Annotated in this window: 23 protein-coding genes and 1 pseudogene; 14 read left to right on the top strand and 10 right to left on the bottom strand. The window is 65.0% G+C overall.

The window, feature by feature from the left end:
- The first annotated feature begins 54 nt into the window (after positions 1 to 54).
- The 5 genes and pseudogenes from NKJ76_RS08190 to NKJ76_RS08170 all read left to right on the top strand — a co-directional run bounded on the left by NKJ76_RS08190 (position 55) and on the right by NKJ76_RS08170 (position 4,350).
- Positions 55 to 1,026 carry a sugar-binding transcriptional regulator gene (locus NKJ76_RS08190; protein ID WP_023684445.1) on the top strand — a complete coding sequence of 324 codons (972 nt, stop codon included), beginning with the start codon at positions 55 to 57 and terminating at the stop codon, positions 1,024 to 1,026.
- Between the two features lie 94 nt (positions 1,027 to 1,120).
- On the top strand, positions 1,121 to 3,175 hold the full coding sequence (locus tag NKJ76_RS08185; RefSeq protein ID WP_352537168.1) for a bifunctional aldolase/short-chain dehydrogenase: 2,055 nt from the start codon (positions 1,121 to 1,123) through the stop codon (positions 3,173 to 3,175).
- Between the two features lie 208 nt (positions 3,176 to 3,383).
- Positions 3,384 to 3,715: pseudogene (locus tag NKJ76_RS08180) on the top strand (D-alanine--D-alanine ligase A); the annotation flags it as partial.
- 94 nt (positions 3,716 to 3,809) lie between these two features.
- On the top strand, positions 3,810 to 4,070 hold the full coding sequence (locus tag NKJ76_RS08175) for a ribbon-helix-helix domain-containing protein (RefSeq protein ID WP_023704832.1): 261 nt from the start codon (positions 3,810 to 3,812) through the stop codon (positions 4,068 to 4,070).
- Positions 4,063 to 4,350 carry a type II toxin-antitoxin system RelE/ParE family toxin gene (locus NKJ76_RS08170; protein WP_023704831.1) on the top strand — a complete coding sequence of 96 codons (288 nt, stop codon included), beginning with the start codon at positions 4,063 to 4,065 and terminating at the stop codon, positions 4,348 to 4,350. The genes NKJ76_RS08175 and NKJ76_RS08170 overlap by 8 nt, the downstream gene beginning before the upstream one ends.
- Positions 4,351 to 4,421: 71 nt before the next feature.
- Here the strand turns inward: NKJ76_RS08170 and NKJ76_RS08165 are convergent, their stop codons facing one another.
- From NKJ76_RS08165 to NKJ76_RS08155, 3 genes are all read right to left on the bottom strand, one after another.
- A complete protein-coding gene (locus NKJ76_RS08165; RefSeq protein WP_023687049.1) occupies positions 4,422 to 5,474 on the bottom strand; it encodes a substrate-binding domain-containing protein in 1,053 nt (350 codons plus the stop codon).
- Between the two features lie 46 nt (positions 5,475 to 5,520).
- Positions 5,521 to 6,516 carry an ABC transporter permease gene (locus NKJ76_RS08160; RefSeq protein ID WP_023668572.1) on the bottom strand — a complete coding sequence of 332 codons (996 nt, stop codon included), beginning with the start codon at positions 6,514 to 6,516 and terminating at the stop codon, positions 5,521 to 5,523.
- Between the two features lie 74 nt (positions 6,517 to 6,590).
- Entirely contained in the window at positions 6,591 to 8,102 is a 1,512-nt protein-coding gene (locus tag NKJ76_RS08155; protein WP_352537167.1) for a sugar ABC transporter ATP-binding protein, read from the bottom strand.
- A 137-nt stretch (positions 8,103 to 8,239) separates the two neighbouring features.
- Here NKJ76_RS08155 and mtnK point away from each other — a divergent pair, with 137 nt between their 5' ends.
- The 3 genes from mtnK (at position 8,240) to fba (ending at position 11,979) form a co-directional block, all read left to right on the top strand.
- The gene (mtnK, locus tag NKJ76_RS08150) at positions 8,240 to 9,508 is read left to right on the top strand and encodes an S-methyl-5-thioribose kinase (protein WP_023668574.1); all 1,269 of its coding nucleotides are present in this window, start codon (positions 8,240 to 8,242) and stop codon (positions 9,506 to 9,508) included.
- Entirely contained in the window at positions 9,505 to 10,599 is a 1,095-nt protein-coding gene (mtnA, locus tag NKJ76_RS08145) for an S-methyl-5-thioribose-1-phosphate isomerase (protein WP_023668575.1), read from the top strand. Before mtnK ends, mtnA begins: the two co-directional genes overlap by 4 nt.
- A 315-nt stretch (positions 10,600 to 10,914) precedes the next feature.
- Entirely contained in the window at positions 10,915 to 11,979 is a 1,065-nt protein-coding gene (gene fba, locus NKJ76_RS08140) for a class II fructose-bisphosphate aldolase (protein ID WP_023749737.1), read from the top strand.
- Positions 11,980 to 12,184: 205 nt separating this feature from the next.
- On the opposite strand, the gene NKJ76_RS08135 is transcribed toward fba, so the two are convergent.
- The 5 genes from NKJ76_RS08135 to NKJ76_RS08115 form a co-directional block, all read right to left on the bottom strand.
- Complete coding sequence (locus NKJ76_RS08135) at positions 12,185 to 13,204, bottom strand: isopenicillin N synthase family dioxygenase (RefSeq protein WP_352537166.1); 1,020 nt, start codon at positions 13,202 to 13,204, stop codon at positions 12,185 to 12,187.
- 137 nt (positions 13,205 to 13,341) lie between these two features.
- Complete coding sequence (locus NKJ76_RS08130) at positions 13,342 to 13,998, bottom strand: methionine ABC transporter permease (protein ID WP_023668578.1); 657 nt, start codon at positions 13,996 to 13,998, stop codon at positions 13,342 to 13,344.
- Positions 13,979 to 15,067: a methionine ABC transporter ATP-binding protein gene (locus NKJ76_RS08125; protein ID WP_023729258.1), complete on the bottom strand. Its 1,089-nt coding sequence runs from the start codon at positions 15,065 to 15,067 to the stop codon at positions 13,979 to 13,981. Before NKJ76_RS08125 ends, NKJ76_RS08130 begins: the two co-directional genes overlap by 20 nt.
- An 83-nt stretch (positions 15,068 to 15,150) precedes the next feature.
- Positions 15,151 to 16,005: a MetQ/NlpA family lipoprotein gene (locus NKJ76_RS08120; RefSeq protein ID WP_352537165.1), complete on the bottom strand. Its 855-nt coding sequence runs from the start codon at positions 16,003 to 16,005 to the stop codon at positions 15,151 to 15,153.
- A 172-nt stretch (positions 16,006 to 16,177) separates the two neighbouring features.
- Positions 16,178 to 16,861, bottom strand: coding sequence for an SDR family NAD(P)-dependent oxidoreductase (locus NKJ76_RS08115; RefSeq protein ID WP_352537164.1), 684 nt, complete (start codon positions 16,859 to 16,861; stop codon positions 16,178 to 16,180).
- A gap of 214 nt (positions 16,862 to 17,075) precedes the next feature.
- On the opposite strand from NKJ76_RS08115, the gene NKJ76_RS08110 reads away from it, so the two are divergent.
- Positions 17,076 to 18,191, top strand: coding sequence for an anhydro-N-acetylmuramic acid kinase (locus NKJ76_RS08110; protein WP_352537163.1), 1,116 nt, complete (start codon positions 17,076 to 17,078; stop codon positions 18,189 to 18,191).
- Here the strand turns inward: NKJ76_RS08110 and NKJ76_RS08105 are convergent.
- Positions 18,188 to 18,607, bottom strand: coding sequence for a GNAT family N-acetyltransferase (locus NKJ76_RS08105; protein ID WP_352537162.1), 420 nt, complete (start codon positions 18,605 to 18,607; stop codon positions 18,188 to 18,190). The genes NKJ76_RS08110 and NKJ76_RS08105 overlap by 4 nt on opposite strands.
- 60 nt (positions 18,608 to 18,667) lie before the next feature.
- Positions 18,668 to 19,846, bottom strand: coding sequence for an MFS transporter (locus NKJ76_RS08100; protein WP_352537161.1), 1,179 nt, complete (start codon positions 19,844 to 19,846; stop codon positions 18,668 to 18,670).
- 48 nt (positions 19,847 to 19,894) lie between these two features.
- Between NKJ76_RS08100 and NKJ76_RS08095 the strand changes: the two genes are divergently transcribed.
- From NKJ76_RS08095 to NKJ76_RS08075, 5 genes are all read left to right on the top strand, one after another.
- Positions 19,895 to 20,434 carry an Lrp/AsnC family transcriptional regulator gene (locus NKJ76_RS08095; RefSeq protein WP_023687041.1) on the top strand — a complete coding sequence of 180 codons (540 nt, stop codon included), beginning with the start codon at positions 19,895 to 19,897 and terminating at the stop codon, positions 20,432 to 20,434.
- A gap of 98 nt (positions 20,435 to 20,532) precedes the next feature.
- A complete protein-coding gene (locus NKJ76_RS08090; RefSeq protein WP_352537160.1) occupies positions 20,533 to 21,936 on the top strand; it encodes an SWIM zinc finger family protein in 1,404 nt (467 codons plus the stop codon).
- Positions 21,933 to 23,366, top strand: a complete 1,434-nt coding sequence (locus NKJ76_RS08085; protein WP_352537159.1) for a DUF5691 domain-containing protein — start codon at positions 21,933 to 21,935, stop codon at positions 23,364 to 23,366. Before NKJ76_RS08090 ends, NKJ76_RS08085 begins: the two co-directional genes overlap by 4 nt.
- 19 nt (positions 23,367 to 23,385) lie before the next feature.
- Positions 23,386 to 24,465, top strand: coding sequence for an ATP-binding protein (locus NKJ76_RS08080; RefSeq protein WP_023701533.1), 1,080 nt, complete (start codon positions 23,386 to 23,388; stop codon positions 24,463 to 24,465).
- Positions 24,466 to 24,469: 4 nt separating this feature from the next.
- Entirely contained in the window at positions 24,470 to 26,722 is a 2,253-nt protein-coding gene (locus tag NKJ76_RS08075) for a DUF5682 family protein (protein ID WP_352537158.1), read from the top strand.
- Positions 26,723 to 26,724: the final 2 nt, after the last annotated feature.

Below are 26,724 nucleotides of genomic sequence, written 5' to 3'. Positions count from 1 at the left end.
ACGCCAGTTTGACTTTTGTCGAGAGCCGTGAATAATGTCAGCCGAGGAGACGGCATGGCGATCCGACCGGCAGAACAGCTTATCCACAAGGCCGCATGGCTCTATTATGCCCATGGCCTGCGCCAGGACCAGGTCGCCAGCCAGCTTAACATCTCCCGCGCCTCGGTCGCCATGTATTTGCGCAAGGCGCGCGAGACCGGCATCGTCAACATCTCGACCTCGACGCAGCTGTTCACCGACGACGTGCTTGCGCGCCAGCTCGAGGACGCGCTCAAGCTTGATGCGGTGTGGATCGCGCCGGAGAATGCCTATGTCGTCGACCCTTCGACGGACGTTGCGGTGCTGGCGGCGGGCGTCTTTCTCGAACTGGTCAAGAAGGGCGACCGGATCGGCGTCGCCTGGGGCCGCACCGTCTACACCATCGCCGACGTCATGTCCTATGCCGACCTGCAGGACGTCACCGTTGTGCAGCTCTGCGGCAATCTCGGCGCGCCCTACTCCTACCGTCCCGACCAGTGCACGATGGAGATCGCCCGGCGGCTCAACGCCAAGGGCCTCAATTTCTACGCGCCGCTGGTGCTGACGACGGAATTGCTGGCGCATGGGCTGCGCGCCGAACCGGTGATCCGCGAACAACTGGCCGATATTGCCAACTGCGATCTGGCGCTCTATTCGGTCGGCACCGTCGATGGCGACAGCCATGTCGTCAAATGCGGCGCGCTCAGCCCCGGCGAGATGGGGCTGTTGCGCGAAGCGGGCGCCGCCGGCGTCGTTGCCGGCCAGATCATCGATGCCACCGGCAAGGCGCTCGACTGCAGCTACAACCGCCGCGTCATCTCGGCCTCGCTGTCGTCACTGCGCCAGATCGAAAAGCGGCTGATGGTGGTGCAGGAAGACAGCAAGTTCGAACCGCTGCTCGCCGCGCTCGCCGGCGGACTCTGCACGCATCTCGTCGTCGGCGCCAGCATGGCGCGGCGGCTGCTCGACCATGCCGGAGCCAGTGCGGGGGCAAAAAAGGCTTCCTGACCAACGAAATCCCAGCAGCAGGCGCATTGTCATCAAGGCGTCGCGGCACTCCTGTTCACAGCAACATCAAAGACAGCAAAGCGGACATAGCGACATGAAGAACCTTTGGAATGACGGCGACGCGGAAAGACTGGTTGCCGACTATGCGAAAAAGGGCGTTGCCCGCGACCTCGCGCTGCGCGTCTACACGACCCGGCTGCTCGGCGGCGAGCCGCGGCTGGTGCTGCATGGCGGCGGCAACACCTCCTGCAAGACCAAGGCCACCGATCTCGTCGGCGACGAATGGGATGTGCTGTGCGTCAAGGGCAGCGGCTGGGACATGGGTGTGATCGAGCCGCAAGGCCTGCCGGCGGTCAAGCTCGGCGCGCTGCTGAAGGCGCGTGCGCTGGCCAGCCTCGCCGACGAGGACATGGTGGCGCTGCAGCGGGCGAACCTCATCGACCCCGCCTCCCCCAATCCATCGGTCGAGACGCTGCTGCACGCCTTCCTGCCGCATAAATTCGTCGACCACACGCATTCGACCGCGATCCTCGCCATCGTCGACCAGGCGGACAGCAAGCCGCTGATCAAGACCGTGTTCGGCGACAAGATGGGGTACGTGCCCTACATCAAGCCGGGCTTCGACCTCGCCAAGGTGGCCGCCGATGTCTACGACGCCGACCCCGGCGTCGAAGGCCTGATCCTCGACAAGCATGGCATCTTCACCTTCGGCGACGCTGCGAAGCAGGCCTATGACCGCATGATCCATTATGTGAACGTGGCCGAAGACTATGTGGCGAAGAACGGCAAGCCGAAGGCAGCGAAAGCCGCACTGCCGGCCAAGCTCGCAACGCCGGCAGCGATCGCGCCGATGCTGCGTGGCGCGGTGGCGGTGGCGCGTGGCGAAGGCCGCTTCGACCGCATGATCAGCGATTTCCGCACTTCGGACGCCATCGTCGATTTCATCAACTCAGCCGGCATTGCAGACTATGCCGGACGCGGCGTGTCGACGCCCGACCTGTCGATCCGCATCAAGACCGGACCGATGGCGGTTCCGGCGCCAGACGCCGACAAGATTGGCGACTACAAGGCCGTCATCAAGAGCCATGTCGACGCCTTCGCCAACGACTATCGCGCCTATTTCGAAACCAACGATGCGCTGGACGACGTCCAGCGCACCATGCTCGACCCGATGCCGCGGCTGACGCTGGTGCCGGGCCTCGGCATGTTCGGCCATGGCCGCACGCTGAAGGATGCGAAGATCGCATCTGATGTCGGCGAGATGTGGATCGAGGCGGTGCGCGGCGCCGAGGCCGTCGGCAGCTTCCATCCTCTATCGAAGGCCGACCTCTTCCCGCTGGAGTACTGGTCGCTTGAGCAGGCCAAGCTCGCCTCCAACAAGCCGAAGCCGCTGACCGGCCAGGTGGTGCTGATCACTGGCGGCGCCGGCGCGATCGGTGCTGCGACGGCAAAACTGTTCGCCGCCAATGGCGCGCATGCCGTCGTCGTCGATCTCGATGCGGCCAGGGCGGCCGAGGCGGCAAAGGCAGCCGGCAACAATTCGATCGGCGTCGGCGCCGACATCACCAACCCGGCCGAGCTGCGCGCCGCCTTCGACAAAGCTGTCGCTGTCTATGGCGGCGTCGACATTCTGGTCTCCAACGCCGGTGCCGCCTGGGAAGGCCGCATCGGCGAGCTCGACGATGCCCTGCTGCGCAAGAGTTTCGAGCTCAACTTCTTCGCCCACCAGTCGGCGGCGCAGAACGCGGTGCGCATCATGCTGGAACAGGGCACCGGCGGTGTGTTGTTGTTCAACACCTCCAAGCAGGCGGTCAACCCGGGTCCGAAATTCGGCGCCTATGGTGTGCCGAAGGCGGCGACGCTATTCCTGTCCCGGCAATATGCGCTCGACTACGGCGCGCACGGCATCCGCTCCAATGCGGTCAACGCCGACCGCATCCGCTCCGGCCTGTTGACCGACGCCATGATCGCCAGCCGTTCCGGCGCGCGCGGCGTGTCGGAGAAGGAATACATGTCGGGCAATCTGCTCGGACAGGAGGTGACGGCAGAAGACGTGGCGCAGGCCTTCCTGCACCAAGCATTGGCCGAACGCACCACCGCCGATGTGACGACGGTCGACGGTGGCAACATCGCCGCAGCGCTGCGCTAGACATAGACCTGGAGCGGTTCATCGTTCACCAAAACGACGAACCGCTCTCCCACCTGAAGGACTCCAGGCGGAGAACTGCTTTTGCAGGTCGTGCTGAAAAACTGCTCGAACTGGTCAAAATCCACTCCAATCCTTGGCCTATTGCTCGACCACTTTAGGGCGCGCCTTGTGTTTCGCATGCGAGCTCCGACCCTGATCCTTGGTGGAGTTGTCGATGGCTGCGAAGAGACTTCGTGTCGGCGTGCTGTTCGGCGGGCGCTCCGCCGAGCATGAGGTTTCGCTGCTTTCGGCAACCATGTCATGCGTACTCTGGATCGGCGAAATACGACTCCGTTCCCACCTTCGTCACCCGCGAAGGCCAATGGCTGCTGAGCGATTTCAAGGACGGCGCGCTGGCGACACCGTCTGATGGGACGCAGCTTTGCCTGCCGCATGGCGGATGCTGGCGATCCCGCCAAGGGCGCCGCATGACCTGCCTGCCATCGAATATGGTGTTCCGGTGCTGCACGCCTGCATGGCGAGGACGGCGCGGTGGCTGGTGCGCGTCGGGCGGTCATGATGCAGGGGCAGATTCCTAACAGATATTGTTAGATCTTGTTGGCTGCATTATAATGTGGGTATGAAAAACGAACCTATGCGCACCCTCACCATATCCCTTACCGCGCAGCAGATAGCTCGCCTGCAAAGCGCTATCGAAGGTGGCGGTTATGCTTCCAACAGCGAGATTGTCCGCGACGCCCTGCGCTTATGGGAGCAGCGCGAGGAATTGCGCACGCTCGAACTCCAGCACTTGAAGCGGGCCTATGCCGACGGGATGGGCAGCGGCAAGCCAGTGGCTGTCGACCACACCGAGTTCATTCGCAGCCTGAAGGCAGAACGCCGCGCCCGTGGCTAGCCATCGGCTCACACCGCGCGCTTCGCAGGATTTGCGAGACATCTGGCACACCATCGCCGCCGACAATGAAAAGGCAGCAGACAGACTGTTGATGCGCATTTTCGAAAGACTGGAGCTGGCGGCGCAGCACCCCAAGATGGGCAGCGCACGGCCCGAGTTAAGCGCAACGGCCCGCGTGCTCGTCGAAGACCGCTATATCATCATCTACGAGCCGCAGCCCGATGGTGTTATCGCTGTGGCGATTGTCCCCGGGATGCGCGATCCAGACCATTGGTTGTAGGCCGGCAGGCTTACCATCAATATGAAAAGAGCGGCCCATAGCCGCCCTTCGCATCTATCAGACGACCGATCCTACTTCGCGTTCGGGTTCGGCATCCAGGCCGGCATGGCGACATCGGCATGGGCGAATTGCGGCAGCTTGGCCGACAGGTCCTCCATGTTCTTGATGTCCTTGTCGATCAGGTCCTTCTGGGTGATCAGCGTCGGCGGCACGACGACGTTGTGGCCGGGATCTTCACCGGCGAGCAGCTGCGCCAGCGCGCGCACCGAGACCTGGCCGACGACGGCAGGGTTGGTGGCGGCGGTGGCGGCCCAGGCGCTGTCGGTCTCGCGCATGGCCGCGATGTCCGAGGTAGAGATGTCGGCGGAGTAGATCTTGATCTTCTTGTTCAGCCCCGCCTCGTCGACGGCGATCTTCACACCCTTGGCGAACTCGTCATAGGGCGCGAACATCACATTGATGTCGGGATGCGCCTGCAGCACCGAGCGCGCCTGGTTGGCGACCGAGTTGGCGATCGGGTTGTCGAGCGTGCCGAACATCGCGACTTCCTTGATGCCGGCATGTTTCTTCTTCACGTCGACCCAGGTCTCGTTGCGGCGGTCGAGCGGCGCGATGCCAGCGACATAGACATAGCCGGCGTTCCAGCTCTCGCCATTGTCCTTGACCGCCTGCTCGAGCGCCAGGCGCGCAAGGTCCTTGTCGGACTGTTCGATCTGCGGGATCTTGGGGTTTTCGACATTGACGTCGAAGGCGACGACCTTGATGCCGGCATCGACCGCGCGCTGGGCGGCGTCCTTCATCGATTCCGTCAGGCCGTGCTGGATGATGATGCCCTGCACGCCGAGTGCGATGGCCTGGTCGACCATGTCGGATTGAAGGGCGGCGTCCTGGCGGCTGTCGAGCACGCGCAGATCGATGCCGAGCGCCTTGGACTGGGACTCGACGCCCGAGAGATAGGCCTGGAAGAAATCGCCGGTCGAGAGATAGCGCACCAGCGCGATCTTGACGCCGGGCTTGTCGAACGGCGCCGGCTTGTCGGCGGCAAAGGCCGGGACCTGCATCAGCATTGTTGCGCCGGCCAATCCGAGCGCGACCTTCCCCAAAAGTCGTCTTGTGATGTTCACGTTCTTTCCTCCGTTTGTTGAACCCAAAACTGTCCCGGCAGCCATTCTATCTCCTGCCCCGGCCGGAAAGGGCGAAGGTAAAGACAAGGGCGACGACGAGAACCACGCCCTTGACGAAATCCTGCGTGTAGTAAGGCGCGTTCATCATCGTCAGGCCTTGCAGCAGGATGCCGACGAACAGCGCGCCGATGGCGGTGCCGAAGGCGTTCGGCTTGGCGGCGCCGAGCACCGCGTAGCCGATCAGCGCCGCGGCAACCGCATCGAGCAGCAGATTATTACCCGACGCGATGTCACCGCGTCCAAGCCGTGCGGCCAGCAAAATCCCGCCGATCGAGGCAAAAACTCCTGAAATGACGTAGGCCCAGATTTTGTATGCCTTGACAGGCGCGCCGGCGAGTTCGGCGGCCCGTTCATTGCTGCCCACCGCATACATCATGCGGCCGAAGCGTGTGTATTCGAGGAAGAACCAGATCAGCACGGCGAGCACGATCAGCACGACCACCGAGACCGGAATGAGGTTCGGGATGAAGAAGTCGAAGCGGTGGCGGCCGAGCGCCAGGAAGGCGTCGGAGAATTTGCCGTTGGCGACCGAGCCGTCCGGCATTGTCATACCGGTGGCGATGGAGCGTCCTTCAGTCGGGATGCGCTGGAGGCCGACGAGCAGGAACATCATGCCGAGCGTCGCCAGCAGATCGGGCACGCGCATATAGACGATCAGCCAGCCATTGATGAGGCCGACAAGGGCGCCGATGAGCAGGCAGATGAGGACAGCGACGACAACGTTCTGCTCCAGCACCACCATGACATAGGCAGCCGCCATCATGGCCGATGTGGCAACCGAGCCGATCGAGAGATCGAAGCCGCCGACAACCAGTGTGGCGGTGACGCCCAGCGCCAGCACGCCGGTGATGGCGACCGACTGGAAAATGAAGACGGCACTTTGCGGCGAGACGAACCCGTCGGCGGCGATGGCGAAATACGCGATCAGCCCGAACAGAAGCACGATGAACCCGTAGCGGATAGCGTAATCGCGCAGCGTCATTCAGCGCCCGCCGTCAATACCCAACTCAAACCCGTGCACTCCATTCCAACCCTCAGTTCTTCAATCATCGTGGCTCAGGCCGCACTGTGCAACGGCCCGCCCGCGACTTCGGCCAGCAGACGGTCGAGATCGACATCGGCGTTGCGGTGTTCGCCGACGATGGTCTGCTCGGACATCACCAATATGCGATCGGCCGTCTCCAGTGCCTCGTCGAGTTCGGTGACGAACAGCAGCGTGGCGCGGCCATTGGCGCTGGCCCTCAGCTTGGCGGCGATGTCGCGCCTGGCGGAGATATCGACGCCCTGGAACGGTTCGTCGAGAATGAACAATCGGGCGTCCTGCGCCATCCAGCGGGCCACCATCACCTTCTGCTGGTTGCCGCCCGACAGAGTGGTCATGTCGTCCTTCTCCGAGCGGCAGACGATGCCGAGATCCTCGATCTGCCGGCGGGCAATAGTGCGTTCAAGGCCGCGTTTGAGAACTGAAAAGCGCGACATGCGCTTGTGGAAGGGCAGGCTGATGTTTTCCTGGATGTTGAAGCCGCCGACGATGCCGTTTTCGCCACGGTCCTTGGCGACCAGAAACACGCCGGCGGCGATGGCTTCGCCCGTCGACCCAGGCGCATAGGGCTTGCCATATAAAGTCATCGTACCGGACAGCGGCTTGCGCAGGCCGAACAGCGTCTCGGCGAGCGCTGTCTTGCCGACGCCGACGAGGCCGGTAATGGCAACGACCTCGCCGTCGCCGAGAGTCAGCGAGAATGGCCGGGCACCAGGGGCGATGCGGAAGGCATCGACGGTCAGGATCGGCTCGGCAGAACTCCTGGCTTCGATGCGGTCAAGATGGATCTTGCGGCCGAGCATGGCGTTAACGGCGCCCTCATAGTCGAGAGGCTTGCTATCGAAGACGCCTGAGATGACGCCATCGCGCATCGAGACGATGCGGTCGGCCAGCCGCCTGATATCCGACATGCGATGCGAGATGTAGAGGATGGCGACGCCCTGCTCGCGCAAGCGGTCGAGCAGCGCAAACAACCGGTCGGCCTCGGCGCTGGACAGCGACGAGGTCGGCTCGTCGAGGATCAGCACTTTCGGCTGGTGCGCCATGGCGCGCGCGATGGCCACCATCTGGCGATCGGCCAGCGACAGGTCGCTGATGCGGGCCTTGAGGTCGATGGCGAGCCCCATGCGGTCGGCCACCGCTTTGGCTTCGCGGCGCACCCGGCCGGGGTTGAACAGCAGCGGCGCGCCCTTGCCGGTCAACCGGTCGAGCGTCAGATTGGTGGCGACATCGAGATCGGCGACGACGCCGTCATTGATGTTTTGGTGCACGGTAACGACACCGGCGCGGATCGCCTCTGCCGGCGTGTTCGGCGCAAAGTTGCCGCCAGCGAGGTGCATGATGCCGCCTTCATGGTCGTAGACGCCGCTGATGATCTTGACGAGGGTGGACTTGCCGGCGCCGTTGGCGCCCATCAGCACGGTGATCTCACCGGCATGCAGTTCGAGCGAGACGCCGCCAAGCACCTCGATAAGGCCGAAGGATTTCCTCAGCCCGTCCACGCGGAACACGGCATCATTGCCCATTCGTTCCTCCCTGACGATGACGCTATGGGCTACGTGATCAATTGTCAACTCGATTGACAATTGCCAGTCAGCTTCCTAGCTTGGCCTCACCGCCATCGCTCCACTATGATTGGAGCGAGCAAGCGGGAGGGTGAGGAATGACTGCGAAATTGCCGTTTGAAGCACTGTCGGTGGAGACGCTTGCAACGCGCCTCGGTACGAACGAAGCGCTGTGCGCCAAAATCGGCAAGGGCCCTTGGAAGGTGCGCGAGGTCGGCGACGGCAATCTGAACCTCGTCTTCATCGTCGAAGGCGGCTCGGGTGCGGCCGTGGTCAAGCAGGCCCTGCCCTATGTTCGCCTCGTCGGCGACAGCTGGCCGTTGCCGCTCAAACGCTCCTTCTTCGAGTATCACGCGCTGACGCGGCAAGAGGCGCGCGCGCCGGGCTCGGTGCCGGCGATCCTCCATTTCGACGAAGCCCAGGCGCTGATCATCATGGAATATCTGGCGCCGCCGCACATCATCCTGCGCCGTGCCCTGATCGACGGCCGCGAGTTGCCAAATATCGCCCGCGACATCGGCCTGTTCATGGCCCGCACTTTGTTCCGCGGCTCTGATCTCTCCATGCCCACCAAGGACCGCAAGGCCGACCTGGCGCTGTTTGCCGACAATGTCGAGCTCTGCGGCATCACCGAAGACCTGGTGTTTTCCGACCCATATTTCGATGCCAAGCTGAACCGGCACACCTCGCCGCAGCTCGACGGCCTGGTTGCCGAACTGCGCGCCGACCGCGACCTCAAGGTCGAAGCGCAGCGGCTGAAGCATATCTTCGCCGCCAACGCCGAGACGCTGCTGCATGGCGACCTGCATTCGGGCTCGATCATGGTCACCGACACCGAGACGCGGATGATCGATCCGGAGTTCGCCTTCTACGGTCCGATGGCCTTCGATGTAGGCATGCTGCTCGCCAATTTCTGGATGTCCTACTTCTCGCAGCGCGGCCATGAACAGAAGGGCAAGCGTGACGCCATGCGTGCCTATCTGCTCGGGGTGACCAACGACACCTGGACGGTGTTCCGGGCCGAGTTCTCGCATCTATGGCGCACCGAGCGCACAGGCATGCTTTACCAGAAGAGCCTGTTCGAGGATCAGGGCGACATTCTCGCCTCGGAGCAGGCGCTCGACCATGTGCTGCACCAGATCTGGACCGACCTCTTGGGCTTTGCCGGCATCGAGGTGCACCGGCGCATCCTCGGCCTCGCCCACAATGCCGATTTCGAGACCATCGAGGACGAGGATCTGCGAGCCTCCTGCGAGGCCAAGGCGCTAAAATTCGGCCGTCACATCGCCGTCAACCGGCGCCAGATTCACGGCATGGACGAGGTCAATAATCTGGCCGCTTTGATCGAACGGGAGAGCAGGATTTGAACGTCGGCGAGCGCCACTACCGCACCATCTGGCTGAGCGACGACCAGCGTTCGGTCGAGATCATCGACCAGCGCTGGCTGCCGCACGAGTTCCGGGTCGAGACGATCGGGAGCGTTGCCGGCATCGCCACCGCGATCCGTGACATGTGGGTTCGTGGCGCGCCGCTGATCGGCGTCACCGCGGCCTACGGCGTCGCCATCCAGATGGCGGACGATCCGTCTGACGAAGCGCTCGACGCGGTGTGGGAGACGCTGCACAAGACGCGGCCGACTGCGATCAATCTACGCTGGGCACTGGACGAGATGCGGCGGTTCCTCAGGCCGATCGTATTGGGACAGCGCGCGGAGGCGGCCTATAAGCGCGCCGCGGAAATCGCCGACGAGGATGTCGATCTCAATCGCGCCATCGGCGAGAACGGGCTTGCCATCATCAAGGAGATCGCGGCACGCAAGAAGCCGGGCGAGCCGGTCAACATCCTCACCCATTGCAACGCCGGTTGGCTGGCGACGGTCGATTACGGCACCGCCACGTCGCCGATCTATCTCGCCGTCGAGGCCGGCATTCCGGTCCATGTCTATGTCGACGAGACGCGCCCGCGCAACCAGGGCGCCCAGCTGACCGCCTGGGAGATGGCCGGCCACGGCGTGCCGCACACGCTGATCGTCGACAATGCCGGCGGCCATCTGATGCAACGTGGCGCGGTCGACATGGTGATCGTGGGCACCGACCGCACCACGGCCAATGGCGACGTCTGCAACAAGATCGGCACCTATCTCAAGGCGCTCGCCGCCTCCGATAATGAGGTGCCCTTCTACGTCGCTCTGCCCTCGCCGACCATCGACTGGACGGTGGGTGATGGCCTGACCGAAATCCCGATCGAGGAACGCTCCGGTGACGAGGTGTCGCTGGTCTGGGGCAAGACGGCGGACGGCAAGATTGCGCAGGTGCGGGTTTCGCCCGAAGCGACGCCGGCGGCAAATCCGGCATTTGACGTGACGCCGGCACGGCTGGTGACGGGGCTGATCACCGAGCGCGGTGTGGCCAAGGCTTCGCGCGAAGGGTTGAAGGCAATGTTCCCCGAACGCGGATAATCTCCCCCTCGAGGGGGGAGATGTCGCCAAAGGCGACAGAGGGGGTCGGCGCGTCCTGACGCGACCTCCCAGCACCGACAGATGACGCTAGCGCTCCAGTCGAACCGACCCCCTCTGGCCTGCCGGCCATCTCCCCCTCAATGGGGGAGATTAGCGCCTCACCGGCTGGCTACCGGATTTCAGCCCTGCAACAAGAATTGCGGCCTCGATGGCGGCTGACGGTTGCGGTTCTGGCGAAATCCGGCCAGAAGCATCTGGCCGGCAACCGGCCGGCCCGCGACGTTGCGCTTGAAACCAGATACGGGAGACTATTGGGTGGCTCGCATAACACTGAGACAATTGCTCGATCACGCCGCCGAGTACGGCTACGGCGTACCCGCTTTCAACATGAACAATATGGAACAGGGCCTCGCCATCATGGAGGCGGCCGAGGAGACCAAGTCGCCGGTCATCCTGCAGGCAAGCCGCGGCGCCCGCGCCTACGCCAATGACGTGGTGCTGGCCAAGCTGATCGACGCGCTGGTCGAAATCCACCCCGACATCCCGGTGTGCATGCATCTCGACCATGGCAACAACGAAGCCACCTGCGTCACCGCCATCCAGTACGGCTTCACCTCGGTGATGATGGACGGCTCGCTGAAAGAGGACGGCAAGACGCCGGCCGACTATGCCTACAATTCCGGCATCACCCGGCGCGTCGTCGACATGGCGCATTGGGGCGGCGTGTCGGTGGAAGGCGAGATCGGTGTGCTCGGTTCGCTTGAGAGCGGCGGCGGCGAGCAGGAAGACGGCCACGGCGTCGAAGGCGCGATCAGCCACGACCAACTCTTGACCGACCCAGTGCAGGCGGTCGAGTTCGTCAAGGACACCCATGTCGATGCGCTGGCGGTGGCCATGGGCACCAGCCACGGCGCCTACAAATTCTCGCGCAAGCCGGACGGCGCGGTGCTGGCGATGAATGTCATCGAGGAAATCCACCGCCGCCTGCCCAACATGCATCTGGTCATGCACGGCTCGTCCTCGGTGCCCGAGGACCTGCAGGAGATCATCAATAGATATGGCGGCCAGATGAAGCCGACCTGGGGCGTGCCGGTGGAAGAGATCCAGCGCGGCATCAAGCACGGCGTGCGCAAGATCAACATCGACACCGACAACCGCATGGCGCTGACCGGCGCCATCCGCAAGGTGCTGACCGAAAACCCGTCGGAGTTCGATCCGCGCAAATATTTGACGCCGGCCATGGCGGCGATGCGCAAGCTGTGCAAGGAGCGCTTCGAGCAGTTCGGCACCGCCGGCAATGCCCAGAAGATCAAGCCGTTGCCGGTGGCTGAGATGGCCAAGCGGTACAAGTCGGGCAGCCTTGATCCGAAGTTTGGCTAGGGCTCTTAATGGATAAAAAAGGCCGGGCGCGAAAGCGGCCCGGCCAAAAGAAGGTCAAGAACCTTCAGAGGGGAACACCGTTCGGTGGAATGGGAGGAAACCGCCGAACGGTAATTCCTATGTGCGCGCATTCGCTGCGGTTGGCGACGAACGGCTTTCTAAAACAACGCGGGATGCAGAAATTTCGTTCTTGTCTTCGAAGATTTCAGCCGGCTGAGGCGCCAGTTTCCAGGAGATCGGCGTAGTGCCGGCGCGCCACGTCGGGATGCGAGCGCAGGCGGCTTTTCAGCACATTGGTGCCGACATTGCGAAACAGCGGATTGTCGGGATCGCTGGCCGGACCCCGCGCCTCGGCCGCCAGTTCCTCGGGCAGGTCGAGCAGCGGAATCGTGGCGTCGAGCCGGGCGCTGAAGAAGAACGGGACCGAGACGCGCTCGACGCCGGCCGGCGGTGTCACCACACGGTGGACTGTCGCCCGGAGATAGCCGTTCGACGCCAGTTCGAGCAGTTCGCCGATGTTGACCACCAGCGTGTCGGGCAGCGGATCGACGTCGACCCAGGCGCCGTCATATTCGACCTGCAGGCCCTTGCTCTCGTCCTGCAGCAGAAGCGTCAGGAAACCGCCATCCTTGTGCGGGCCGACGCCCTGGTTGTCGCCGGTGGCGTCGCGGCCGGGATAACGCACGATCTTCATGCGATGGTTGGGCTCGGCCCGGTAGATCGGATCGAAGGCGTCCTCGGCCTGGTCGAGCGACAAAGCGAAGGCCCTAAGCAGCCGGATCGCCACCGCGGTCGCCTTGGCCTGCCATGCGAGCAGCGCCGGCTTCAGCTCGGGCAGCGTGGCCGGCCACTGGTTGGGCCCTTGCAGCCGCGTCCAGGCGGGCACGCCGGGGCCTTGCTCGATGGCCGGGCGTTCGACGCCGATGTCGAGCTGTTCGCGCCAGTCGGCCTTGCCTTTGGTCAGCTCGCCGCCGGCGCGCGTATAGCCGCGGAACTGCGAGGACTTCACCATTTCGATCGCCAGTTTGTCGGCTTCCGGCAAGGCAAAGAACCGGCGCGAGGCGTCGAGCACTTCTGCGGTATCCGCAGCCGATATGCCGTGGCCGGTCAAATAGAAGAAGCCGACATCGCGCGCGGCCGTGCGCAGGTCGAAGAGAAACGTTCGCCGTTCCGAAGCGCCCTGTTCGAGGCGGCCGAGATCAAGCACGGGTACGATCCTGGGCATGGTCAAGCTCCTTGTTCCGCTGTCACGGTGGCACGCAGGCCGGTCCGATCAAAGCAACGCGCAATCCAATCTCGGCGCCGATGGAGAAAGCCGGCGCTGCGTTTGGCAGCCTGCCGGCAAATAACGTTCGTGGCCGCTTATCCGCGCCGGTCCAGCCTGGCGACCAGCCGGTCGCCGACCCACTGGATGCCGCAAACGAGGATGATCAGCACAATGACCACGGCGACCATGACGCTGGTCTCAAAACGCTGGTAGCCGTAGCGGATGGCGAGGTCGCCAAGCCCGCCGGCACCGATGGCGCCGGCCATGGCCGAGGCGCCGATCAGCGTTACCAGCGTCACCGTGAAACCAGCAACGATGCCGGGCAAAGCTTCGGGCACCAGCACCTCGCGGATGATCGTCCAGCGATTGCCGCCCATGGCGCGTGCCGCCTCGATCAGGCCGCGATCGACCTCGCGCAGCGACACTTCGGCGATGCGGGCATAGTAGGGCGTCGCCGCAATCGACAACGGCACGATCGCCGCCCAGGTGCCGATCGAGGTGCCGACGATCAGCCGCGTCACCGGGATCAGCGCCACCAGAAGGATGATGAAAGGCACCGAGCGGAAGCCGTTGATGACGGCGCCGAGCGCGCGGTTCACCCACAGGCTTTCGGCAATGCCGCCGCGCTCGGTGGCAATCAATGCCAGGCCGAGCGGCAGCCCGAAGACGAGCGAGATGAGGCCCGATGCCGCCGTCATCAGGACCGTCTCCCAGATCGAGCGCAGCAGAAGTTCAAACAGAACCGGCGACATGGCCAAGCACCTCCACCCGTGCGTCGCGGGCCTTCAGGAATGCGATTACTTTGGACAGATGTTTCGGATCGTTGCCCGCGACCGCAAGGAACAGCGTGCCGACCGGCTGCTGCTGGACATGGTCGATGCCACCATGGACGAGGCGGAACCGTCCCGGCACGGCCACCGCAAGATCGGACAGCAGCGGACCGCGCGCGGCCTCACCGGCGACGTCGACCCTGAGGATGAGCTCGGCGCCGCCTCCGGGAGCAAGCCGGCCGGCAATCTCGGCCGGCAGTTGCGGGCGGATGCCGCCGAGCAGGCTCCTGGTGATTTCGGAACGCGGCTCGGCAAAGACCGACCACACCGGGCCTTGTTCGACGATGCGCCCGGCATCGATCACCGCGACGCGGTCGGCGATCGAGCGGATCACCTCCATCTCGTGGGTGATGAGCAGGATGGTGAGGCCGAGCTGCCGGTTGATGTCTTTCAGCAAGGCCAGGATGGAGCGCGTCGTCTCCGGATCGAGCGCTGAGGTCGCCTCGTCGGACAGTAGCAGCGCCGGCCGCGCGGCCAGCGCCCTGGCGATGCCGACGCGCTGCTTCTGGCCGCCCGACAGCGAGGACGGATAGGCCTTCGCCTTCTCCGACAGGCCGACGAGGTCGAGCAATTCGGCGGCGCGCGCCAGCCGTTCGGCCTTTGGGCGGCCCTCGATCTTCAGCGGCAGCGCGACATTGTCCTCCACGGTCTTGGCCGACAGCAGATTGAAGTGCTGGAAGATCATGCCGATGCGACGCCGCAGCGGCTGCAATTCACGCTCGCCGAGCCGGCCGATCTCGCGGCCCTCGATGAAGACGTCGCCGGAGTCCGGCCGCTCCAGCCCGTTGAGGCAGCGGATCAGCGTCGACTTGCCGGCGCCGCTGCGGCCGATGATGCCGAGGATCTCGCCCTTCTTCACCGTCAGCGAGACGCCGTCGAGCGCAGGCGTCGCGCCGAAGCGGCGCTTGAGGTCGACGAGGCGTACGACATCTTCCTGCCCGGCCGATATATTGACCGGACCGGATGCTTCGGCCGTGACGTGCTGGTTCATCTCACTGTCCGTTTCGACGCTCGACAAATGCGACGGCGGCCCGCTCAACAGCGGGTCGCCTGCTCCTGACAACCAGGCGCCGATCAATAGGCGCTGATCCCGGTGCCCTTGTAGACCTTGTCGAACTCGGCCTTGACCTTCTCGTTCTGGTAGGACGCGACCAGCGTCTTTACCCAGCCCTCGTTCTCGTTGCCGGATTTGACGGCGATGAAGTTGCGGTAGGGGTTGTCAGCCACCGGCTCCTGGGCGATGCGGTTATCCGGGCCGAGACCGCTCTTCAGCGCCCAGTCGGTGTTGACGACGGCCGCATCGAGATCCTCGACCGAGCGCCCGACAATGCCGGCATCGAGTTCCTTGATGACGACCTTCTTCGGGTTCTCGGCAATGTCGGCGGTAGTCGCCAGGATGCCGGTGCCGTCCTTCAGCTTGATCACGCCTTCGTTCTGCAGAACGCGCAGCGCGCGGCCCTCATTCGAGGGGTCGTTGGGCAGGCCGATGACGGCGCCTTCGGGCAGGTCGGCAACCTTGGTGTATTTCTTGGAGTAGAGGCCGATCGGCCAGACGCCGGTGTAGCCGACGCGCACGATGTGGTACCCTTGAGTCTTGATCTGGTTGTCGAGATAGGGCTGGTGCTGGAAGGCGTTGGCGTCGATCTCGCCGCGTTCGAGCGCCTCGTTGGGCTGGGTGTAGTCGTTGAACACCACGGTCTCGACGGTCAGGCCTTTTTCGGCGGCCTGGGCGACGACGACGCGCCAGACGTCCTCATCCTCGCCGCTGATGATGCCGACCTTGATAGACTTCTTGTCGTCGGCGAAGGACGGCGTCGGCTGAGCCAGACCGGCAAGCGTGACGGCCGAGGCAAAAAGTGCCGCAAGGGCAGCTCGCCGGCTGATGGCTGAAAAAAGAAGAGAGCTGGAAGCGTTTCCACGTTCGGACATTGTCGATCCCTCGTAATCCTGAAGTCATTGCGGCGAGGTGGAATACCAAGCCTTGACGACATCATCGGCAATGCTGCTTGCCGGATCAAAGAACCGCATTTCTTCTCGAACACGAAGCCGGGAATATTCTCTCAAAGATTTCACAATTGCGAGAACGCTCACGCCGGACCGGTCAGAATGTCTCGACAAAGGGCCGCAGCTCGACCTCGAAGCTCCAGGCGCTGCGATGCTGGCGATGGGTCGCGAGATAGGTCTGCGCGATCGCATCGGGCGACAGCTGGCTGTCCGGTCGCTCGGGCTTCGTCCCGACCGGCTCGATCTGGCCGTCGATAATGAAATGGGCGACATGGATGTTCTTCGGGAAGAGTTCGCGCGCCATCGACTGCGCCAGGCCGCGCAGGCCGAATTTCGGCATGGCAAAGCCGGCGGAGTTGGGAAAGCCCTTGATGCTGGCCGAAGCGCCGGTGAACAGGATCGAGCCGGAGCCGCGCGCAAGCAGCCGCCGCGCCGCCTGCTGGCCGACCAGGAAGCCGCCATAGGCGCCAACCAGCAGCGCCTGTTTGACCGCATCGGGATCGACCTCGGCGATCGGGCCGCGCGTGCGGCCGCTGGCGTTGAAGACCGCAAGCGCCAGCGGACCTTGCTTGTCGGCGGTGTCGAACAGGCCGGCGACGGAGGCCGGATCGGCGACGTCGGTTTCGACGGCCAGTGCGCCGGTTTCCCCGACCAGCGCCGCGAGCTTGGCCGTGTTGCGGGCGGCCAGCACCACGCGGAAGCCTTCCTTGGTGAGAAGACGGGCCAGCGAGCCGCTCAGGCCTGCGCCCGCGCCCGCGATCACTGCGACTTCGGATGCCATGCCGTTTCTCCCTGGCGATTGATGTGCTTGTTCCATAGCTGGCGTCTTGAACGGCAAGAGGCAAGAACGGCGTTGCTCGATTTTCGCTGTTCGGTGAAAAACTCTGCCGGCAGGTTCGGAGCAATCGACCGCGGCCAGGGTCTTGCCTGGCGAGACAATCCGTCCGACAGGTGATTGCGTTGGAATCGCAAACGGTGTCGCAAGGGAGTCGACCGTGGAACCAATCTGGGCCGTCGGCCTGATGACCGGCACCGTGCTTGACGGCAATATCGACGTGGCGCTGATCAAGACCGATGGCGAGCGGATCGCCGATTTCGGCACCTATACGCTGGCCCCCTACCCCGCAGCGATCCGTGCCTTGCTGGAGGAGACGCTGCGTCAGGCCCGGGTGTGGAATTTCGACGGGCCGGAGCCGGCGATCTTTGCCGAAGCCGAGGAGGCGCTGACGCGGGCGCAGTCGGCGGCGGTGAAGGACCTTGTCGAAAGCTACGGCCTAACCATGGGCGATATCGGCGTGGTCGGTTTCCACGGCCAGACCGTACTGCATCGCGCCCCGCAACCCGGACGCCTCGGCGCCACGCGCCAGCTTGGCGACGGCGAGCTGATGCATTCGATCCTGGGCGCCAAGGTCGCCTATGATTTCCGCTCGGCCGATGTGCGCGCCGGCGGCCAGGGCGCACCGCTGGCAGCCGCCTATCACGCGGCGCTTTTGAGGGAAGCCGACGCCAGCGGCGACACGGCGGTGCTCAATCTCGGCGGTGTCGGCAACGTCACCTGGTGGGACGGCAAGGACAACATCGTCGCCTTCGACACCGGCCCGGCCAACGCGCCGCTCAACGATTTCATCAAGGCAAACGGACTCGGCGAGATGGACCGCGACGGCGCACTGGGCGCGGCCGGCACCGTCGATGAAGTGCGGCTGGCCAAATTGCTTCAGCATCCGTATCTGACCAAGCCCTATCCGAAATCGCTCGACCGTTTCGACTTCGGCGCCGCCATGGCCGACGGCCTCAGCGCAGAGGATGGGGCGGCGACGCTGACGGCCTTCACCGTCTCGGCCGTCGGCAAGGCGCTCGATTTGTTGCCGCGCCGGCCGAAGCGCCTGGCGGTCAGTGGCGGCGGCCGCCGCAACCCGACGATGATGGCGATGCTGGCGAGGCGCGCCAACGTCGAGGTGGTGCAGGCCGAGACACTGGGCTGGAAAGGCGATGCGGTGGAGGCCGAATGCTTTGCCTTCCTTGCCGTGCGCGTGCTGCGCGGCCTGCCGATCAGCTTTCCCAGCACCACCGGCGTGCCGCAGCCGATGCAAGGCGGGCGGCTGGCAGGTTAGAGCTTCTTCTGCAGGAAGATGCGGCTGCGGCCGACGGGAAAGTCAGGCAGTTCGCCGAAGCGCCGGTAGCCTTGCCGCTCATAGACTTTGGCCGCTGTCGGATTGAACGTGTCGATCCAGGCGTTCTGGCAGCCCCGGGCGACTGCTTCGCGCTCGGCAGCGTCCAGCATGTCGCCGGCCATATGCTGGCCGCGCAGGCGTTCGTCGACCCACAGCCATTGCACATAGAGCCAGCCCCAGGCGGTGTATCCCGAAATGCCAGCGACGACAGCGCCGTGCTCGTCACGAACGAAGACCGCGATCGGCTTGCGGCCGGAGGGGCCGACATCGCCGTCATTGAACGCCGTCAGCCGCTCGGCCAGGAAGGCGAGGCCGTCTGACGAGGGGTCGGCAGTGGTTTCAAGCGTCGTCTTCATCCGGGCGGGGCTCGTATGGCAAGCCAAGCTCTAGCGAAGGACCGGATGAGGACGCAAGCTTTACGGCTTGATGGGCGGCGGCGACCGCCATGACCCCGCTGCTGCCGCAACCAGCATCAGCACGGCGGCGACGATCGCGCAGATGGCAAAGCCGAACGATGAATAAAGCGGCCCGAAGCTGGCGGTGCCGATGAAGACGGCGAGGTAGGTGACCGAACTGTTCAGGCCCATGATGGTGCCACGGCGCGACGGATCGAGCGCGGTAAGGCGCATCACCAGCACGTTCAGGCCGAAATGATTGGCAAGGCCCCATATGGCGATCATAGCCAGGATCAGCACGAAATTGCTGCTTGCGAGCGCGATGGCGACATAGACGACGGCGACCAGCAGATAGGCGAAGGGCATGACGCGCCGCGCGCCGATGCGGTCGATGACGCCGTCGAGGAAGGCCGCGGCGCCGAAGCCGGCGCCATAGGCGAGCGCGGCCAGCGCATTGGCGCTGACGGGCTCGCCCAGATCCTGGTGCAGATGATCGCCGAGATAGCCGTAGACGCCGTAAAAAGCGGTCATGAAGGCGGTGCAGGCGATGAGCAGCGGCACGATCCCCGGAATGGCCAGCGCAACGAACGGCGACGGCGCCGGGCCGCTCTTCCTGACGTCGCTGAGCGAGGTCATCGACAAGGCAGCAAGCGCAATGGCGGAAAGCACCGCGACGGCGGCGAAGACGGCGCGCCAGTGCACGAGATCGGCAAGCACGGCCGACAGCGACACGCCGGCCACCATGGAGACCGTCCAGCCGGTCAGCACGACGCCGATCGTGCCGCTTTCGCGGCCGGGCGGCGCAATTGCCGCTGCACTGGCATAGATGGCCGGCATGGCGACGCCGGCGGCGATGCCGGCGACGGCCTGGGCCGCGACCAGCATGATCACCGTCGGCGCCAGCGCGCTGGCGAGAAGCCCGACGGCCAGAAGAAGCAGCGCGCCCTGCAGCATGCGGCGGGCGCCGACGCCGTCGATATAGCGGGCGAGGAACAACGCGCTGGCCGAAGTGCCGAGGCCGAAGGCGGCCGACGCGGCCATCACCGCCGGCACGCTGGTGCCGAAGGATGCGGCGACTGCCGGAGCAATTGGACCCAGGACCAGCGAGTTCGAGCCGATGACGGCGATGCAGCCGGTCAGGAGATAGGCCAGCGCCGGGATCGGCTGATGGAGCGTTGCAGCTTGATGCGCGTTCGTCATCGGGTCATAATGGCCGAACTGAATTCCGCGACAACAAGGAATTTCGATATGGACGAAGAAACAGATGGGGTTCTGCAGAACAAGGTAGCTCCCCGCGAGCTCGACGCAATCGACCGAAAAATATTAGGCGTGCTGGTCGAGGATGCGACGATCAGCTACGCCGAACTTGGCGAACGCGTCTGCCTTTCGCCGCCGGCGGCGCATGAGCGGGTCAAGCGCCTGCGGCGCAGCGGCGCCATCCGCGGCACGGCTGTGATCATCGACCCGAAGGCGGTGAAGAAGCCGCTGCTCACCTTCGTGCATATCGATACCAAGGGCTGGGGCAAGACACCGGAGCTGATGGCCGTCTCCCAATATCCTGAGGTCGAGGAAATCCATTCGGTGGCCGGCGACACCTGCATGCTTCTCAAGGTCCGCACCGAGGACACCAGGGCGCTCGAAGGCCTGCTGGCGCGTCTCTACGAAACGCCCGGCGTCACCTCGACGCGAAGCTATGTCGTGCTGTCGACCTATCTCGAGCGCCCGGTGCAGCCCGAGATCACGGCGCAATGGCCGACGCCCCGGCATATGGCCACGCCGTTGTACTGATCTGCGCTATCTTCGTCTTGCCGGGGCCACAACAATCCTTCACAAACGGCACCCTATATTGATGCCAGGCATTGATTTGGGGTGACGAGAGGCGCGGCTTGGAATTCGAACTGAAAACCATCGAGGCGCTGGCCCCCGATCAGGCGTCGCTAAGCGCCGCCTCGAAGCTCACCAAGCGCTCGAACTGGCCGCGGCTGGAGAAGAACGAGCAGCAGGCGCTGATCTGGGGCGAATGCCAGGGCTCGGGATCCAACCCCTATCGCACCGTCGTCGACACCGGCGACCACGGCTACAAATGCACCTGCCCGTCGCGAAAATTTCCCTGCAAGCACACGCTGGCGCTGATGTGGATCGCCGCCACGGCGCCGGCCAGCTTCACATCAGCCGAAACAACGCCGGAATGGGTCAATGACTGGCTTGGCCGGCGCAGGAAGACTGCGCCCCCGCCGGTCGACGCAAAGCCTGGCAGGGGCGCGTCTGGCAAGAGCACTGGCGAGGCCTCGCAGGCGGAGGAAAGCACCGTCGATGACGCCGCCGCGACGGAGCGCCGCGAGACGGCGCAGCGCAAGCGGGCGGAAGATACGCGCACCGCGGTGGCAGGCGCGCTGGACGAACTCGACCAGTGGATTGCCGACCAGCTGCGGCTCGGCCTTTCCGCCTTTGCCGACGCCAGCAGCGAGCGCTGCCGCCGCATTGCCGCGCGGCTTGTCGACATGAAGGCGACGGCGCTTGCCGGACGCATCGACGAAATCCCGGCCCGGCTAATGGCGCTGCGCAGCGAGGAACGGCCGGACGCGGCGATCCGCGAACTCGGCAAGCTGGTGCTGCTGGCCAAAGCCTGGCGCTCGGCGCCCGACGATCCCGAGCTGAAGCGACTGGTGTCGGCGTCCGAAACCCGCGACCAGGTTCTGTCCAGTCCCGACGCGAAGCAGGTCGACAGCCATTGGGAGGTCGTCGGCGAGAAGATCGAGACCCGCCGCGACGGTCTCGTCAGCCATTCGACCTGGCTGCTCGATCTGAAAAGCCCGACGCCGCAGTTTGGGCTGCTGCTCGATTTCTTTCCGGCTTCGGCCGGCCGCCGCTCGGCGGCGTTCACGCCCGGTGACCGGTTTCACGCCCGCCTGGTATTCTACCCGTCGCGCCAGCCACTGCGGGCCTTGGTGGCGGAGCGCAAGGGCGACGTCGTGTCGGGCGCCTGGCCGGATTTCGGCCTCGACGCTGTCAAGGACCCGCTCGCGGCGCATGCGGCGCACCAGGACGCAGCGCCCTGGTCGACCGATAGCCCGCTGATGCTGCCTGCCGGCGCGATCCTGCTCGATGAGCGCGGCACCGCCTGGTGGCAAGCGGCGCACGACCCGCAAGGGATCGCCCTGCCTGTTAGCGGGACCGTCGATCAGACCGTGCTTGGCCTCGAACTCGCGGCCACGGCGGCACTCTGGAACGGCGCGCGGCTCGATCTGCTGGCCGCGCAAAGCGGCTTCGGGAGGCTCGATCTGTCATGAACGAGCTCGAACTAACCGGCCTGGCGACGATGCGCGACTGCTGGATCACCGGCGGAACCGCGTTCGATCTGGCGCCAACCGCATGGAAGGAGATCGCGCGTGGCGCAAGCCCGGACGAACGGGAGCGACGTCTGCTGGCGATCGCGGCGCAGGCGCTCGATGTCGGCCTGCGGCCGTCGGCGCCGAAGACGCTGAAGCGGCGCCCGCCGCTGCCGAGGCTTGGCCTGCCGCTGCTGCCGGAGCGGTTGCGGCCGCTGTTGCGGGCGGCCCTGAAGAACGCCGCCGATGCGCGGCGCAAGTCGAGCGTCGCGACGCTCGTCGCCAGCCGCGGCTACGTGCTGCATCCGATGGACTGGATGCCGTCGGCATCAGACCAGAACAGCCCTGACATCTATGCGCCGTGGATCGACTGGCAGGCCAGCGTCGAGGGGCTGAAGATTGCCCCGCAGGAGCAGCTGACGGCGCAGAACTGGGATGACTTTTACCCCGCCGCGCGCCGTATCGCGTTGGCCGAGATGCGCCGTCGCGATCCGGCCACGGCCCGCAGCCTGATGGAAGCCAAGGCGACGGGCGAGCCGGCTGAAGTCCGGCTGGCGCTCATCGAACTCATGCATTTCAACCTGACGCCCACGGACGCGCCATTCCTGAAAAGCCTGGCCACCGACCGCTCCGGCAAGGTGCAGGAGCTGGCGGGCCGGCTGCTGGCAAGGTTGGGCGAGCATGGCCGGCCGGGCAACGACGGAGCCGACGACCCCGTTGCCGAACTCGCCGCCTTCATCACAGAAGGCAAATCCGGCTTCATCCGCCGCCGCACCACATACACGCCGGCAAAACTCAAATCGGCTGCGCAAGAAAGTCGTCGCGTCGACCTGTTCGCAAGCTGTTACCTGGTCGATCTTGCGGCGCATTTCGGCAAAACAGAGTCCGATTTCATCGGGGCATGGCAATTCGGTGCCGATGACAGAGCGGATCTGTCTCTCGTTCGGATGGTCGCCGTGTCCGGCAGCGATGCCACGGTGGCGCTGTTGGCGGATACGCTTGTCGCCGAAGGTGGCAAGTCGGCATTGTTTGTCTTCCACCTCATGTTGCGTTTGGACAGCGGCAGGAAGCGGAACCTGATCAGGCGGATCCTGAAGGACGCTCAAAATCTTGAAGCGCTCAACCTGGTCGAAGGCGCCGAAGCGAGTTGGCTTGAATGGGACGATTTGACAAATGGCAAGGCGCTGTCGGCACTGCGCACCATGGTTGCGGGAAACGACGAGCCCGCGAAGCGAAGCGCGGACCACGCCCTGGAAACGATAGGCTTTCTTGCCACAGCGGAGACCGCTGAACGGTTGATCGGCGACATTGTTGCGGCCGGCATGCTGCCGGCGGCAGCCTCGCTCGTTTTCCTGCGCCTCAACGCGGCAATGACGGGAACCAAAACATGACAATCCGGAGAACAGCACCATGAACGCAGCCATCCGCCTCCCTGTCGAGCAGGCCTATGCCGCTGAACTGCAGGCGCTGGCGCGCAATGACGAACGCCAGAAGCCGGCCGGATGGAGCTTGTCGCCGAAGGCCGTGCTGACCTATCTGCTCGGCGGCAAGGCAAGCGACGGCACCGTGATATCGCCGAAATATGTTGGTCGCCGCCGGCTGATGGAAACCGCGGTGGCGACACTCGCTACCGACCGCGCGCTGCTGTTGCTCGGCGTTCCCGGCACCGCCAAGTCCTGGGTGTCGGAACATCTCGCCGCCGCCATCATGGGCAACTCGACGCTGATCGTGCAGTGCACGGCCGGCACCGACGAGAACCAGATCCGCTACGGCTGGAACTATGCGCAGCTTTTGGCCAAAGGGCCGAGCCAGGAGGCGCTGGTGCCGACGCCGCTCTACCGCGCCATGGAGAGCGGCAAGCTATGCCGGCTAGAGGAACTGACGCGCATGGGCTCGGACGTGCAGGACACGCTGATCACCGTGCTGTCGGAAAAGATGATGCCGATCCCGGAGCTCAACACCTCGCTCTATGCCCAGCGCGGCTTCAACATCATCGCCACCGCCAACAATCGCGACAAGGGCGTCAACGAACTGTCCTCGGCGCTCAAGCGCCGCTTCAATGTGGTGGTTCTGCCGCTGCCCGAAGACATGGCCGAAGAGGTGGCGATCGTCTCCAAGCGGGTCGACGAGATGGCCGGCGGCCTCGACCTGCCGGTGCCGAAGAATGTCGGCGAGGAGATTGCGCGCGTGCTGACCATTTTCCGCGAGCTGCGCTCGGGCGCAACCGCTGACGGCAAGGTGACGCTGAAGACGCCTTCGGGTTCATTGTCGACCGCCGAGGCGATCGCCACCATGGTCGGCGGCCTCAGCCAGGCGGCGTGGTTCGACAGCGGCAAACTCGGCGCCGAAGGCCTCGCCGCCAGCCTTGTCGGAGCGATCGTCAAGGACCCGGTGCAGGACAAGGTGGTGCTGGAGGAATATCTCGAAACGGTGCTCAAGAAGCGGCCGGACTATGCCGGCTATTACGCGGCACTGAACGCAGCGATCTGAGGTCATGAGCGACGTCGCCTATTTCGGCATCCGCCATCACGGGCCGGGCTCCGCCGACAGCCTGATGCAGGCGCTGCGGGACTTGCAGCCGGTCGCGGTGCTGATCGAAGGGCCGAGCGACGCGTCCGCCCTGCTGCCATTGCTGGCGCGCCCGCAGATGCAGCCGCCGGTGGCGCTGCTCTGCTACCCCGAGGACGACCCGGCCGCGACAAGTTTCTGGCCGTTCGCCGAGTTCTCGCCGGAATACCAGGCGGCGGTGTGGGCGGTGGAGAACAAGGCGGCATTGCGGTTCATCGACCTGCCGTCATCGGCACGGTTCGCGGCACCGGCAACCGACGACACCGACAAAACGGCTGACGCCGACAAGCCCGAACCCAAGGACGAAACCGGTGAGGATGGCGAGCCCGCATCGCATCGCGACCCGATCGGCACGCTGGCTGCGGCCGCCGGCTATGAAGATGGCGAAAGCTGGTGGGCCGACATTATCGAGCAGAATCCGCAGCCGGGTCCAATCTTCGCTGCCATCACCGATGCGATGACGACGCTGCGCGACGGCGAAGGTGCGATCGCGCCGTTCGAGGCCAAGCGTGAAGCGCATATGCGATTGGAAATCGCTGCCGCGCGCAAGGAATTCGCCGGACCGATCGCCGTCGTCTGCGGCGCATGGCATGTGCCGGCCCTGCAGGCCGCGCACACGCAGAAGAACGACCAGGCGCTGATCAAGGGAATTGCCCGGCGCAAAAGCATCATGACATGGGCGCCATGGACCGGGCCGCGTCTTGCGCTGGGCTATGGTTATGGCGCTGGCGTCGTCGCGCCCGGCTGGTGCAAGCATCTGTGGCGCACACGAGGGCGGCGCGACGCCGCGACGCTGTGGCTGGCGACGATCGCGGCGGTGCTGCGGGCGAAGGGCCATCTGGTGTCGACCGCGTCGCTGATCGAGGCCGAGCGGCTTGCGCGCACACTGGCTGCCATTCGCGAGCGGCCGAAGCCCGGCTTCGAGGAATTGCGCGATGCCGCGATCGCGGCGCTGTTCAACGGCGAAGCGGTGCTGTGGGCGCTGGTCGAGGCCGAGCTGCTTTTGGGCGCGGATGTCGGCGAGATTCCGCCCGACACGCCGCTGGCGCCGCTGATCGAGGACCTGCAGCGCAACCAGAAGGCGGCGCGGCTGAAGCCGGAGGCGCTGGAACGCGAGCTGTCGGTCGATCTGCGCAGCGAAAGCGGACTGTTTCGTTCGACATTGCTGCACCGGCTGAACGTGCTTGGCGTGCAATGGGGCAGGCTGGCCGACGCCGGCCGCAGCCGCGGCACCTTTCGCGAAAAATGGACGCTGGCCTGGGAGCCGGAATATGCCGTGCGCCTGGTCGAGAACCTGATCTACGGCCCGACTATCGAAAAGGCCGCCAATGGCCGCCTGATCCAGATGCTCGGTGCGGCCGCGAGCCTCGACACGCTTGCCGCCCTTGTCCAGAGCGCCATTACGGCGGATCTGTCGGAGGCCGCGAGCGCCGGCCTTGTAGCGTTGGAGGCGCGCGCAGCGCACAGCAGCGAATGCCTGGAGATGCTGGCCTCGGTGCCGCCGCTTGCCGACATCATCCGTTACGGCGAGGCGCGCAAGACCGAAACCAACCGGCTGTCCGGTTTGTTGGAACGGTTGATCGTCGAAGGCGCGATCGCGCTGCCCTATGCGGTGCGCGACCTGGACGAGCAGGCGGCCACCACGCTGGTCGGTGCTGTGCGCAAGGCCGACACGGCGATCCGGCTGGTCGAGCCCGGCGAAGGCGTGCTCGATGCATGGCGCAACGGCCTGACCGGCGTGCTGGAAGGTCCGGGCTCGACGGCGCTGCTCGCCGGCTGCGCCGCGCATCTGCTCTATGAAGCCGGCCAACTGTCGGCAGAGGACGCCGCCGGGCTGCTCGGACGCAGGCTGTCGCCGGGGACGCCGGTCGCCCAGGCAGCGGGGTTCTTCGAAGGTTTCTTCAGCACTGCCGGCCAGCGGCTGATCTACGACGAGGGCCTGCGCGGCGCCGTCGATGGGTGGCTGAAATCGCTCGACGAGGACGCTTTCATCGCGCATCTGCCATTGCTGCGCCGCGTCTTCTCCAATCTGGACTCGATGGAGCGGCAGCGGTTGATCGAGGCCGTGCTCGGCCGCACCGCAAGGTTGCCGGCCGGCCTGACGCCGGCGCCGGATGGCGGCGAGGGCTGGCGCCGTCACCTGGAGCGGCTTGGGCCATTGCTGGCGGGCGGAGTGTGACA

Source organism: Mesorhizobium sp. M0029 (assembly GCF_040323735.1).
Taxonomy (GTDB): Bacteria; Pseudomonadota; Alphaproteobacteria; order Rhizobiales; family Rhizobiaceae; genus Mesorhizobium.
Note: the sequence above shows the minus strand (reverse complement) of the source record. Positions and strands in the feature narration are given on the sequence as shown.